Source organism: Denitratimonas tolerans (assembly GCF_037203605.1).
GTDB classification, from domain to species: Bacteria; Pseudomonadota; Gammaproteobacteria; order Xanthomonadales; family Xanthomonadaceae; genus Denitratimonas; species Denitratimonas tolerans.
The window spans coordinates 48,368-61,333 of sequence record NZ_JBBDHC010000005.1 but is presented as its reverse complement, the minus strand read 5'-3'; the positions used below and the strand labels follow the sequence as shown (position 1 = coordinate 61,333).

The 12,966-nt window shown below is 70.6% G+C and carries 13 protein-coding genes; 6 read left to right on the top strand and 7 right to left on the bottom strand.

Annotated elements, in window-relative coordinates; translation table 11 throughout:
- Positions 1–11: 11 nt before the first annotated feature.
- The 6 genes from lolD to WB794_RS04835 form a co-directional block, all read right to left on the bottom strand.
- A complete protein-coding gene (gene lolD, locus WB794_RS04860; RefSeq protein ID WP_337334726.1) occupies positions 12–722 on the bottom strand; it encodes a lipoprotein-releasing ABC transporter ATP-binding protein LolD in 711 nt (236 codons plus the stop codon).
- Positions 715–1,962: a lipoprotein-releasing ABC transporter permease subunit gene (locus WB794_RS04855; protein ID WP_337334725.1), complete on the bottom strand. Its 1,248-nt coding sequence runs from the start codon at positions 1,960–1,962 to the stop codon at positions 715–717. The genes lolD and WB794_RS04855 overlap by 8 nt, the downstream gene beginning before the upstream one ends.
- Positions 1,959–2,423 carry a hypothetical protein gene (locus WB794_RS04850; RefSeq protein ID WP_337334724.1) on the bottom strand — a complete coding sequence of 155 codons (465 nt, stop codon included), beginning with the start codon at positions 2,421–2,423 and terminating at the stop codon, positions 1,959–1,961. Before WB794_RS04850 ends, WB794_RS04855 begins: the two co-directional genes overlap by 4 nt.
- Positions 2,424–2,446: 23 nt before the next feature.
- Entirely contained in the window at positions 2,447–2,803 is a 357-nt protein-coding gene (locus tag WB794_RS04845; RefSeq protein ID WP_337334723.1) for a PilZ domain-containing protein, read from the bottom strand.
- Positions 2,804–2,896: 93 nt separating this feature from the next.
- A complete protein-coding gene (gene asd, locus WB794_RS04840; protein ID WP_337334722.1) occupies positions 2,897–3,754 on the bottom strand; it encodes an archaetidylserine decarboxylase in 858 nt (285 codons plus the stop codon).
- Entirely contained in the window at positions 3,751–4,398 is a 648-nt protein-coding gene (locus WB794_RS04835) for an SCO family protein (protein WP_337334721.1), read from the bottom strand. Before WB794_RS04835 ends, asd begins: the two co-directional genes overlap by 4 nt.
- A 122-nt stretch (positions 4,399–4,520) precedes the next feature.
- Between WB794_RS04835 and prmB the strand changes: the two genes are divergently transcribed.
- The 6 genes from prmB to WB794_RS04805 all read left to right on the top strand — a co-directional run bounded on the left by prmB (position 4,521) and on the right by WB794_RS04805 (position 11,465).
- Positions 4,521–5,441 carry a 50S ribosomal protein L3 N(5)-glutamine methyltransferase gene (gene prmB, locus WB794_RS04830; RefSeq protein WP_337334720.1) on the top strand — a complete coding sequence of 307 codons (921 nt, stop codon included), beginning with the start codon at positions 4,521–4,523 and terminating at the stop codon, positions 5,439–5,441.
- Positions 5,438–6,535 (top strand): chorismate synthase, encoded by a 1,098-nt coding sequence (gene aroC / locus WB794_RS04825; protein ID WP_337334719.1) that lies wholly within the window; start codon positions 5,438–5,440, stop codon positions 6,533–6,535. Before prmB ends, aroC begins: the two co-directional genes overlap by 4 nt.
- A 23-nt stretch (positions 6,536–6,558) precedes the next feature.
- Positions 6,559–7,587: an aspartate-semialdehyde dehydrogenase gene (locus WB794_RS04820; protein WP_337334718.1), complete on the top strand. Its 1,029-nt coding sequence runs from the start codon at positions 6,559–6,561 to the stop codon at positions 7,585–7,587.
- A 95-nt stretch (positions 7,588–7,682) separates the two neighbouring features.
- Complete coding sequence (locus WB794_RS04815) at positions 7,683–9,971, top strand: motility hub landmark protein FimV (protein ID WP_337334717.1); 2,289 nt, start codon at positions 7,683–7,685, stop codon at positions 9,969–9,971.
- Positions 9,972–10,038: 67 nt separating this feature from the next.
- Positions 10,039–10,806, top strand: coding sequence for a tRNA pseudouridine(38-40) synthase TruA (gene truA / locus WB794_RS04810; RefSeq protein ID WP_337334716.1), 768 nt, complete (start codon positions 10,039–10,041; stop codon positions 10,804–10,806).
- Entirely contained in the window at positions 10,803–11,465 is a 663-nt protein-coding gene (locus WB794_RS04805; protein WP_337334715.1) for a phosphoribosylanthranilate isomerase, read from the top strand. The genes truA and WB794_RS04805 overlap by 4 nt, the downstream gene beginning before the upstream one ends.
- Before the next feature lie 61 nt (positions 11,466–11,526).
- Here WB794_RS04805 and WB794_RS04800 read toward each other — a convergent pair whose 3' ends face one another.
- Positions 11,527–12,903 carry a serine/threonine-protein kinase gene (locus WB794_RS04800; RefSeq protein ID WP_337334714.1) on the bottom strand — a complete coding sequence of 459 codons (1,377 nt, stop codon included), beginning with the start codon at positions 12,901–12,903 and terminating at the stop codon, positions 11,527–11,529.
- Between the last annotated feature and the right edge of the window lie 63 nt (positions 12,904–12,966).

The following is a 12,966-nucleotide window of genomic DNA, read 5'->3' as shown; positions in this document are numbered from 1 at the left end:
CCCCGGCCGCCTCACACGTCGCCGGCCGGCAGCTCGCGCAGGCGGCCGCCGGCCAGTTCCAGCGCGCGATCCATGGTGCGCGCCAGGCGGCGGTCGTGGGTGACCAGAACGAAGCTGGTGCCGGCCTCGCGGTTCAGTTCCAGCATCAGCGCGTAGACCTGCGCGGCGGTCTTTTCGTCGAGGTTGCCGGTGGGTTCGTCGCCCAGCACGCAGGCCGGACGGGTGACCAGCGCGCGCGCCACCGCGCAGCGCTGGCGCTCGCCGCCGGACAGTTCGCCGGGCTTGTGCATCAGGCGCGCCGACAGGCCGACACGATCCAGCAGGGCAGCCGCCGCGACCCTCGCCTCGCGCTCCGGTGCGCGGCGGATGAGGAGCGGCATCATCACGTTTTCCAGCGCGGTGAACTCGGGCAGGAGGTGGTGGAACTGGTAGACGAAGCCCAGCGCGCGGTTGCGCAGGCGACCGCGGGCGGCGTTGGAAAGGCGGCTCATCGCCTCCCCTTCCACCCAGACTTCGCCCGCGGTCGGCGTGTCCAGCCCGCCGAGGATGTGCAGGAGCGTGCTCTTGCCCGCGCCCGAGGCCCCGACGATGGCCACGGTTTCGCCGCGCGCCACGGACAGGCTCAGGCCATCGAACACCGGCGTGTTCAAGCCGCCCTCGGCATAGGTGCGCGACAGCCCCTCGCAGCGGATCACCGCATTACCCATCGCCGGATCACTCATAGCGCAGCGCCGCGGCGGGATCGGTGCGCGAGGCGCGCCAGGCCGGATAGAGCGTGGCGAGCATGCACATGACGAACGCGATGGTGACGATCCACAGGATGTTTTCCGGGCGCAGGTCGACCGGCAGGTCGCCGCTGATGTAGTAGACGTCGGCCGGCATCAGCTCGAAGCCGAGCAGGCGTTCGATGAAGCGCATCACGTGGTCGAGATTGAGGGTAAGCGCGATGCCGCCCGCCACGCCGGCGAGGATGCCCACCACGCCGATCACCGTGCCCTGCACCACGAACACCGCCATCACCGAGCCGGGCGACAGGCCAAGCGTGCGCAGGATGGCGATATCGGCCTGCTTGTCGGTGACCAGCATGATGAGCGAGGACACCAGGTTGAAGGCCGCCACCGCGACGATCAGCGAGAGGATCACCGCCATCACGCTCTTTTCCATCTGGATGGCGCGGAAGAAGTTGGCGTGGTCGCGCGCCCAGTCGCGCACCCGGTAGAACTCGCCGATCCGGTCGGCCAGATCGCGCGCCACGCTCCAGGCGTGGAACATGTCGGTGAGCTTGAGCCGCACCCCGGTCACGCCCTCGCCCATGCGCAAGAGGCGCTGCGCGTCGGCCATGTGGATGATCGCCATCTGCAGGTCATACTCCTGCATGCCGGTCTCGAACAGGCCGGCGACGGTGAAGCGCTTCATCTGCGGCACCACGCCCACCGGCGTGCTGCGCGCCTCGGGCACGAGCACCGTCACGCTGTCGCCCATGTCCACGCCCAGAGCCATCGCAAGTTCGGTGCCCAGGAGGATGTTGAAGGCACCGGGTTTCAAGTCGCCGATGGCACCGGCCTTCATCTTTTCCCCCACGACCGATACCGCCGGCTCCAGCGCCGGCTCGATGCCGCGCAGCAGCGCACCCTGGCTGCGCACGCCGGTGAGCAGCGACTCGCGCTCGATGTAGGGTGCCGCGCCCAGCACGCGCGGATCGGCGCTCGCCACCTCGACCGCTTGCGGCCAGTCGTGCAGGTCTTCGCCCACCCCGCTGATGGTGGCGTGCGCCACCATGCCCAGGATGCGGGTGCGCAGCTCGGTCTCGAAACCGTTCATCACCGAGAGCGTGGCGATGAGCGCCACCACGCCCAGCGCGATGCCCAGCATCGACACCAGCGAGATGAAGGAGATGAATCGGTTGCGTCGCTTGGCGCGGGTGTAGCGCAGGCCGATCGCAAGTTCCAGCGGTCGTATCATCCAGGGCTCGTCGTCTGGCCGGAAGGAAGGGCGCGCGCCGCGGCGGCATCCCGAAGCGGTGCATGATCGCGCATCCAGAGGCGAAGTTCCCGACGCGACGCTGCCGGCAGCGAGTCGCCGGCGAACGCCCAGCGCCGCTCGCGCTCATCCACGGCCAGAACCAGCACGCCCAGCGGCCCGCGTTCGTGCAGGGCACGCGCCTGCGCCACGCGCTCGCCGCCGTCCGGCCCGATCAGGCCGACGCTGCCATCGGCGCGCAGCACCAGCGTTTCCCCGGCCAGCCGCGACAGGCCGCGCCATGCCACCCAGACCAGCGCCGGAAGCAGCACGAGGCAGGCGTCGGGAATATGCGACAGATGCACGGCCGTGCCGGCAATCAGGCCCAGCGCGATGATCGCGGCGCGCAGCCTCCGCGACGGGCGCAGCGCCAGTTGCAGCGACGCGCCGCCGGCGTGGCTCATCGGTCAGCGCAGCGCACGCCGCGTCACATCGTGAAGGTGGGCTTGTCGCCGCTGACCATGCCGGCCAGATGCGTCTCGATCTTGCTGCGCACCATCTCGCCGTCGGCCGACTCGTTGAGCTGCACGCCAATGCCCGGCGGCCGGTTGCCCTGCGCGCCGGCCGGGGTGATCCAGACCACCCGGCCCGCCACCGGCAGGCGCTCCTTGTCGTCGAGCAGGGTCAGCATCACGAACACTTCGTCGCCCAGGTTGTAGCGCTTGGGCGTGGGCACGAACAGGCCGCCGCCCTTGAGAAAGGGCATGTAGGCGCCGTAGAGCTGGCTCTTCTCCTTGATCGCCAGGGACAGCACGCCCTGGCGCGAGAATCCCCCTGTTGTCATGACACGATTCCGTCCGTGGGATGCGGGGTCATCTTAGGCTGCGCCGGCGCGGATGGTCCAGCCCCGCGATGGGCGCGGCGGCGGTCCGCACCTTCAGGCCGTGCCGGCGGGCGTCCGCACGCCGGCACGCTCGCCGACCCGCACGGCCTGGTGCGGTGCGAGGTGCCGATCCAGATCCACGGCACCCGGCGGCAGCAGCAGCACGACGGTCGAGCCGTAGTTGAAGCGCGCCATCTCGGCGAAGCGCTCCAGGGTGATGCCCTGGCCGCGGAAGTCGCGGCGCAGGACCCGACTTGCGTACTTCGGGATGTTGACGCCGTTCCAGACCGTCTCCACGCCCGAGACCAGCATCGCCCCCACCATCACCACCGCCATCGGCCCGAAGTCGCAGTCGAACACGCAGACCAGGCGCTCATTGCGCGCGAATACGCGCGGCACGGCGGCAACGGTGGCCGGCGACACGCTGAACAGGCGTCCGGGCACGTGCAGGGTTTCACGCAGCGTGCCGCGCCAGGGCATGTGCACGCGGTGGTAGTCGCGCGGGGCGAGGTAGACGGTGAGGAAGCTGCCCTGCGCGAAAGGCGCGGCGAGTTCCTCGTCGCCCAGCAGTTCGGCGGCGGTGTAGCTGTGGCCCTTGGCCTGCAGGATGCGGCCATCCTCGATCGCGCCCCACTGGCTGATGCGCCCGTCCGAGGGCATCAGGAAGGCGGCGGGTTCGGCGTCGGGCGCCCGCGCGCCGGGCTTGAGCGCGCGGGTGAAGAAAGCGTTGAAACTCGGGTAGGCAAAGGGATCGGGCTGCTCCGCCTCGTCCATCGCCACGTCGAAGTGCGCCAGCACCTGTCGGATCAGGAAATTCTTCCACGGCACCCAGCGGCTGCGCGCGGCGTGGAGCGCAAGGCGCGACAGAAACCGGTGCGGCAACAGGTACTGCGCCAGGATGCCGGGCGTCACGGCGCGTGTTCCACCAGGGTGCGCATGTCCGCGGCGATGAGCTCCGGGTCCAGCGGCGGGCGCATGAAGCCGGCCAGGTTGGCTTCGGGATCGAGCACGGCGACCCAGCTGGTGTGGTCGATGGTGTAACCGCCATCCTCCAGCGGTGCCTTGGCGAACACCATGCTGAGCGAGGCGGCGAAGCGCGTCAGCGCGTCGATGTCGCCGGTGGCCGCGAGCACGGTCGGGCTGAAGTAGGCCGCGTACTTCTGCAACGCCTCGGGGGTGTCGCGCTCGGGATCGACCGAGACGAACAGGATGCGCGGACGGCTGGCTTCGGGCAACGTGGCCCACAGCTTCTCGGCGCGCGCCAGGGCGGCCAGGGTCATCGGACACACGTCCGGGCAGTGGGTGAAGCCCAGAAACACCAGGGTCCAGCGCCCGCGCAGGGCCGTCGCGTCCACCACGCTGCCGTCAGCGGCGGCGAGAGCGAACTCCGGCAGCACGCGCGCCGCATCGAGCAGGCGCATGCTTTCCACCGGCGGCACCGCGGCGGTGCGGGAAAAAAACTTCTGCCCAGCCCACAGTCCAAGGCCGGCGGCCAGCGCAGCGATCAGCACCAAGAGGGTCGGCAGCGTGCCGGAGGGGCGGGTACGGGTAGTCATCGGGCCAGTATACCGACTGGCCGCGAGACCACGCCCTCGGCAGGCCGCATCGGCTGCCAGGCGCGCCCGAACCGGACCAGCGCGCGGGCTATACTGCGTGCGCACCCATCCCGCACTGCACCATGACCGCCGAACTCGCCACGATCATCGACTTCATCCGCTACGGCGCCAGCCGCTTCGGCGAGGCCGGGCTGACTTTCGGCCACGGCTTCGACAATGCCCTGGATGAAGCCACCCAGCTCGCGCTCCACGCCCTGCACCTGCCGCACGACCTGCCGCCGGCCTACGGCCAGGCGCGCCTGACCGCCGCGGAAAAGGCGCAGGTGCTGACGCTGTTCCAGCGCCGCATCGACGAGCGCATTCCGGCCTGCTACCTCACCGGCGAGGCCTGGTTCGCGGGCCTGTGCTTCCTCACCGATGCGCGCGCGCTGGTGCCGCGCTCGCCCATCGCCGAACTGATCGAAGCCGGCTTCCAGCCCTGGCTGGGCGACCGCCACGTGGCGCGCGCGCTGGATCTTTGCACCGGCTCGGGCTGCATCGGCATCGCCATGGCGGTGCACCGGCCCGACTGGCAGGTGGACGCGGTGGACCTGAGCCCCGACGCGCTGGAACTGGCGCAGTCCAACGTCGAGCGCTTCGATGCGGGCGAGCGCGTCCGGCTGATCGAGTCGGATCTCTTCTCGGCGCTGGCGGGCGAGCGCTACGACCTCATCGTCACCAACCCGCCCTACGTCACCCACGAGGAAACCGACGCACTGCCGCCCGAGTACGCCTTCGAGCCCGAACTGGGGCTGCGCGCCGGCGACGATGGCCTGGACTTGGCCCTGCGCATCCTGCGCGATGCGCCCGAACACCTGACTGAAGACGGCCTGCTGATCTGCGAAGTGGGCGAAAGCGAGCGTGCCCTCACCGCGCTGTTGCCGGAGCTCGAGTTCGACTGGATCGAGTTCAAGGTCGGCCAGATGGGCGTGTTCGTGATCGAACGCGAGGCGCTGGTGCGCCATCACGCGCGCATCCGCGCGCTGGCGGACGCGCGCGCGTGAACACGGTTGGCCGGCTCTTTCGCGTCACCACCTTCGGCGAGTCCCACGGCCCGGCGATCGGCTGCGTGATCGACGGCTGCCCGCCCGGGCTGGCGCTTGCGCCGGACGACTTCGACACCGATCTCGCGCGCCGCGCCACCGGGCGCTCGCGCTACACCTCGCAGCGGCGCGAGGCCGATGAGGTCGAAATCCTGTCCGGCGTGTACGAAGGCCGCAGCACCGGCACCCCGATCGCGCTCCTGATCCGCAACGTGGACCCGCGCAGCAAGGACTACGGTGCCATCGCCGACCAGTTCCGCCCGGCGCACGCCGACTACGCCTACTGGCACAAGTACGGCATCCGCGACCCGCGCGGCGGCGGGCGCAGTTCGGCGCGCGAAACCACGATGCGCGTGGCGGCCGGGGTCGTCGCGAAGAAATGGCTGGCGCAGCGCGGCGTCAGCGTGCGCGGCTTCCTTTCGCAGCTCGGCGACATCCGCCCGCGCGGATTCGACCGGGACGTAATCGAAACCAACCCCTTCTTCTGGCCCTGCGCCGAACAGGTGCCGGAGCTGGAGGAGTACATGAAGGTCCTGCACAAGTCCGGCGACTCGGTCGGCGCGCGGGTGGACGTGGTGGCCGAGGGCGTACCACCGGGCTGGGGCGAGCCGGTCTACGGCAAGCTCGATGCGGAGCTGGCCGCGGCGCTGATGGGCATCAACGCGGTCAAGGGCGTGGAAATCGGCGACGGTTTCGCGGTGGCGGCGATGAAGGGCACCGAAAACCGCGACGAGATCACTGCGGAGGGTTTTCTCTCCAATCACGCCGGCGGCATCCTGGGCGGCATTTCGAGCGGCCAGCCGATCCGCTGCTCGATCGCGCTCAAGCCCACCTCCAGCATCCGTCTGCCCGGCCGCAGCCTCGACACCTCCGGTGCGCCGGTCGATGTGGTCACCACCGGCCGCCACGATCCCTGCGTCGGCATCCGCGCCACGCCCATCGCCGAGGCGATGGTGGCGCTCGTGCTGATCGACCAGGCCCTGCGCCACCGCGCCCAGTGCGGCGATGTCGGTACCGTCGCGCCGCGCGTTCCCGGCGGCGCGTTCCCTCCCTGATACTTCTTGTCCAGGCACCTTTCATGAGTGACACATCCAGGCAGTACACCGTTGCCGTCGTCGGTGCCACCGGCGCGGTGGGCGAAACCATGCTCGACATCCTCGCCCAGCGCGATTTCCCCGTGGGAAAACTGGTCGCGCTGGCCTCCGAGCGCTCCGCCGGCGAGCGGATTTTCTTCGGCGAAAGGACGGTTGTGGTGCAGGATCTGGCCACCTTCGACCCGACCGGCGTCGACATCGCGCTGTTTTCCGCAGGCGGCTCGATCTCGAAGGAATTCGCGCCCCGGTTTGCGGCCGCCGGTGCCATCGTCATCGACAACAGTTCCGCCTTCCGCTACGACGACGATGTGCCGCTGGTGGTGTCGGAGGTCAATCCCGAGGCGGCGCGGAATCCGCCGCGCGGCATCATCGCCAATCCCAACTGTTCCACCATGCAGCTGCTGGTGGCGCTCGCCCCGATCCACCGCGCCGTGGGCATCGCGCGCATCAACGTGGCGACCTACCAGTCGGTGTCGGGGGCGGGCCGTTCGGCGCTGGAAGAGCTCGGTCGCCAGACCGCCGCCATCCTCAGCTTCGCCGATCCCGAACCCGCGCGCTTCCCGGTGCAGATCGCGTTCAACCTGATCCCGCAGATCGACGACTTCCTCGACAACGGCTACACCAAGGAAGAGATGAAGCTGGTGTGGGAAACCCGCAAGATCCTGGACGACGCATCCATCGAGGTGAACCCGACCGCGGTGCGCGTGCCGGTGTTCTTCGGCCACGCCGAGGCGGTCCATCTGGAAACCCGCGCGCCGATATCTCCGGAAGCCGCGCGCGCGCTGCTGGAGCAGGCGCCGGGCGTCGTGGTGGTGGACGAACGGCGCACCGGCGGCTGGCCCACGCCCGTCACCCACGCCTCGGGCACCGACCCGGTCTACGTCGGCCGCATTCGGCAGGACATCTCGCACCCGCGCGGGCTGAATCTGTGGGTGGTGGCCGACAATATCCGCAAGGGGGCCGCACTAAACGCTGTACAGATTGCTGAACTATTGGTAAAAACTCACGCCTGATCTAAAGTTAGCACCGCGTTATCAAGTCGTTTCGAGGATTCAGGGGGAAACGACATGCGGCGCGTCGCACCATGCCTCCGAGGGGAAGCCACCCGATGAACATGCGTCTCCGTCTCCCGATCGCCCTCGCCCTGGCGCTGGGCAGCAGCCACGCCAGCGCGCTTGGCCTGGGCCAGATCGAGGTGAAATCCGCCCTGAATCAGCCACTTGTCGCCGAAATCCCGGTGCTGACGAGCAGTCCGGGCGAAGCCGATGACCTGCGCGTCAAGCTGGCACCACCTGACGCCTTCACCCGCGTCGGACTGAGCCGCCCGACCATCCAGGCCGCCAACCTCAGCTTCGAAGTGCGTACCGACGAGCGCGGCCGCAAGGTCATCCGCATCACCACGCCCGACAGCGTCTCCGACCCGTTCCTGAGCTTTCTGCTGGAAGCCGACTGGGGCAAGGGCCGCATGCTGCGCGAATACACCGTGCTGCTCGATCCGCCCTCGATGGTGCCGATCACGGCCAGCGCGCCGGCGCGAACCAGCGCGCTGCCCGAACCGCCGCCGGCACCGGCCGAACCGCTGCTGGAAACGCCGCCGCCGCTGGCCGCCGAGCCCGTCGCGGCGCCCCAGCCTGTGCCAACGCCGGCTCCGGCCTACGTACCGCCGCCTGCGCCCGCACCCGCAGCGGTGCCCGACACCCGCCTCCCCCCGCAGGACAGCTACCCGGCCTACGGGGCCGACAGCTACGGACCGGTCGCGACCGGCGACACGCTGTGGTCGATCGCCACGCGCACCCGGCATGATGAATCGGTCACCATCAACCAGATGATGCTGGCCCTGCTGCGCGCCAACCCCGAGGCGTTTGCCGGCAACAACATCAATCGCCTCAAGAAGGGCGCGGTGTTGCGCATCCCGGCGCGCGAGGAAGCCACCATCCTGGCGGCATCGGAAGCCGCTGCGCAGGTGCGCGACCAGATGCAGGCCTGGGGCGGCGGTGCCGCCACCATTGCAGCGCCGGCCGACGCATCGATGGGCGCACCTGTCGCGACGCGCGGTGCGGCCGATCGACGCAGCGACTCGCGCCTGGAGCTCACCCCGCCGCGCGGCGAAGCCAGCGCCAACGCCAGCCAGTCGGGTGCCGCCGCCGAGGGCAGCGGCCGCGAGCTGCGCGCCGAACTGGCGCGCAGCCGCGAGGAAGCCAGCGCGCTGTCGCAGGAAAACGTGGAACTCAAGTCGCGCGTCGGCGAGCTGGAAACGCTCCAGACCGAAACCCGCCGCCTGCTGGAACTCAAGGACAGCGAACTGGCCGCGGCCCAGCGCCGCCTGGCGACCGCTGCCGAAGCCACCCGCAGCGCCAGCGCCGAAGCCGCGCCTGTCGCGACGACCGACCCGCTCGCGGACGCCGCGCCTCTGCAGGCCGGCGACGATGCGACGGCTGCAGCGACGCCTGTACCCGAAGAGGGAGGCTCCGCAGCCACGCCCGCCGAACCCGTTTCGCAGGTCGCGCCCGAGCGAGCCGCGCCAGCGGCCGCCACGCCCGAACCGATCGCCGAGTCCGCGCCGGCACCGCAGCCCGACGCGGCTCCGTCCGGCCTGCCCGGCGGCTTCAATCCCTGGCTCGTGGGCGGCGGCGCGGCGCTGCTGCTCGGACTCGTCGGCCTGCTCCTGGCGCGGCGGCGCAGGAAGCCGGCCGCAGCCGCACCGGCTGCAATCGCGGGCGCAGCCGAGCCGCCTGCGGCCGTCGCACCGTTCGTGCCCGACCCGCAGGAAGGCGACCTGATCGAGGCGCTCTCGCACTATCCCGACGACCTGCACCTCCATCTCGACCTGCTCAAGCACTATGTCGCCAGCGGCGAAAGCGCGGCCTTCGAAATGGCGGCCGAGGCGATGTACGCCCAGGTCCGCGACCTGAACGATCCGCTCTGGCTCGAGGCGGCGACGCTGGGCCGGCAGATTGCGCCGAACAACCCGCTGTTCGATGCCGCCCACGCTGATGAAGATGCGGAGGCATCCTACGACGATGCGCCGGACTTCGAGCCGGTCGCAGCGCCCACCGCGGCACCGGCCTCGCGCGACGTCGACTGGCTCAGCGCCAGCCCGGCCGCAGCCGCCGACACGGCAAGTCCGGGCGACGACCAGGACTTCGAAGACTTCACCTTCGAAGCGCAAGGCGATGCGGCTGACGCCGCGGGATCCGATGATTTCGTGGACACCGCGCCGGTCGCTGCCGATACCGCGATCGATGCCGATGTCGCCGCGACCAAGCTCGAACTGGCGCGTGCCTACCTCGACATGGGCGATGCGGAAGGTGCCCGCGGGATGCTCGAGGAAGTACTGACCGAGGGCAACTCGACCCAGCGCGAGGAGGCCCGCGCGCTGATCGCCACCATTCACTGAACCACAAGGCTCCACCCCGAAGGGCCGGACGCGTCAGCCTCCGGCCCTTCGCATTTCAGGATCACGCATGCGCTACGCCCTGGGCATCGAGTACGACGGCACCGACTTCTGCGGCTGGCAGCGGCTGGGCGACAACCCGAGCCTGCAGGCGGCGCTGGAAGCGGCGCTGGCGTTCGTCGCCGGGCACCGGGTCGACGTCACCTGCGCCGGGCGCACCGACCGCGGCGTCCACGGGCTGTGCCAGGTCGTGCACTTCGACAGCCAGTCCGAGCGCAGCGACTACGGCTGGATGATGGGTGCCAATTCGCGCCTGCCGCGCTCCATGGCGGTGCGCTGGTGCCAGCCCGTTGCGGACGCCTTCAGCGCGCGCTTTTCCGCCCGCGCGCGGCGCTATCGCTACCGCATCCTCAACCGCAGGGTGCGCCCGGCGCTGGACGCACGTTTCGTGGCCTGGGAGCGCCGTCCGCTGGACGCCGACGCCATGCACGCCGCGGCACAGGCGCTGCTGGGCGAACGCGACTTCTCCGCCTTCCGCTCCTCGCAGTGCCAGGCCAGCCACGCGCGCCGCGACCTGCAGCGGCTCGACGTGCAGCGCTGCGGCGAGGAAATCCACGTCGACGTCCGCGCCAACGCCTTCCTGCACCACATGGTGCGCAACCTGGTCGGCAGCCTGCTGCCCATCGGCCGCGGCGAGCGCCCGGTGTCGTGGCTGGCCGAACTGCTCGACGGCCGCGACCGCACCGTGGCCGGTCCGACGGCGCTTCCGCAGGGCCTTCTGTTCATCGGGCCGCTGTATCCGCGCGAATGCGGTCTGCCGGCCGAAGTCACGCTGTGAACGCGCCTGTCCGCATCAAGTTCTGCGGCCTCACCCGCGAGGCCGACGTCGACCTTGCGGTGGCGCTGGGCGTGGACATGATCGGCCTGGTGTTCGCCCAGCGCAGCCCGCGCCGGCTCGATGGCGAGCGCGCCGCCGCGCTGCGCGCCCGCATCCCCGCGCACATCGCCACCGTGGCGCTGGTGATGGATGCGCCAGCGGACGACATCGCGCGGATCCTGGCCCGGGTCCACCCCGATCTCCTGCAGTTCCACGGCACCGAGCCCGAGGCGTTCTGCGCGTCCTTCGGCATGCCCTACATCAAGGCGATCGCGCTGGGCGGCGCTGATCCGCAGGACGCCCGCCACCTTCCCCACGCCTGGCCATCGGCGCACGCGCTCCTGCTCGATGGCCATGCGCCGGGCGAGCCAGGCGGCAGCGGCCAGACGTTCGACTGGCAGCGGACGGCCGACGCCGGCGAGCGGCGTGTGCTCCTTGCCGGCGGCCTGCATCCTGGCAACGTCGCCGAGGCCATCCGCCGCGCGCGGCCGTGGGGCGTGGACGTCTCCAGCGGCGTGGAACAAGCGACGGGGATCAAGGATCCGGCAAAGATGCGCGCGTTCGTCGCGGCGGTGCGGGACATCGACGGCCGGCTTGCGGGTCGGGCAGTTCCGGACTGATCGGCGGTGCCGGCGGCCAGTCGCGGCCGCGGTGCCGGCGCAATGCGCAGCCCGGTGCGTGCTAATCGGGCGGGGCGTGGCGATCAGCTGCCCGCGCCAGGATCCGCTTCGCCGACCGCGGGCACTGCGGGTCGTCCCCCAGACAGCGGGTACGCTCCTGCAGCACGGCGATGGCATCGGGCAAGTCCACGGCGGGCATCGCGCCGCGCATGTCCGCCACCACCGCCACCAGCCCGGCCCGCGCCTCGCGATCGTAAGGGTTGAGGCGCAGGGCCTCGACGAACTGGAGCGCGGCGTCCTCCCAGTACCGGCGCGCAAGGTTCCCCTGCCCCTCGCGCACCGCCGCCTCGACCTGGGCGCGCTGATCCGCATCGAGCTGGAGCGTGCCCCAGCGCGCCAGCAGCCAGTCGCTCGAACTCCACAGCGCAAGGACCGCCGCCAGCGCCGCGCCGGCAAGGCCCAGCCCCAGCCTGCGCCAGTCGTAGGCGTCGAACGCGCGACCCAGCGCCATCGCATCCTCGAACCGGTCGGCCCGCCGGAACGCCAGCGCACGCGCCACGGCGCGCGACTGCACCCGCGTCAGGTTCGCCGGAAACTTCGGGCGAAGGCGCTGGCTGGCGGCCTGATCGGCCGGGACGTGATCGAACGGGTGGCGACCGGCATAGAGCCGAAACAGCAGGCATCCCAGCGCATACACGTCATCGGCGGGCTGCGGGCGCTCGCCGGCCAGCATCTCGGGGCTGGCATAGTCCATGGTCATCGCGCCGACGTCATCGGCGTCGAACACGCTGTCGCGCTCGCGCGCCCGCGCGATGCCGAAATCGAGGAGCTTGGGCTCGCCGTCCTCGCCCAGGAACACGTTGGACGGCTTGATGTCCGCATGCACCAGCCCCTGGGCGTGGGCGTAGCCCAATCCCGAAATGATCCCGCGCGCGATGCGCAGGCGCTCGGCGGCATCGAGCGGACGATCGGCATCGCGCAGGCGCAGCTGCAGCGGTTCACCGCGCAGCAGCTCCATGGTGAGATAGACCAGCTTGCCGTCGCGGTCGAAGTCGAACACCTTGACGATGTTCGGATGATTGAGGCTCTGCGCGTGCTTGCCTTCGCGCTGCAGCGCGACGAAACCGAGCCCGAACTCGGCCATGTCGCCCGACAGGATTTTCATCGCCACGAAGGGATCGGGATCGCGCGCCTCCACCTTGCGCAGGTCGCGCGCCTTGTAGACCAGCCCCATCCCGCCGCGCCCGAGTTCCTCGACCACCTCGAAGCGCCCTTTGACGATGTCGCCGGGCGCAAGCTCGATGCCGGCCCGACCGGATACTGCGGGCGGGGCCTGGAGCGCCGACGTCGCAAAGGTCTGGAACGCAGCCGGCACCGGACCCTGCTGCCCCGGGCCGGGCGCGGCGCGGGTGACTTCGGAGTCGAACTCACGCGCCACGACGCACTCCGTTCGCGCCTTGCGCACCGCGCGCGTGCGGCGCGGTCAGGACCCCGGGGCGAG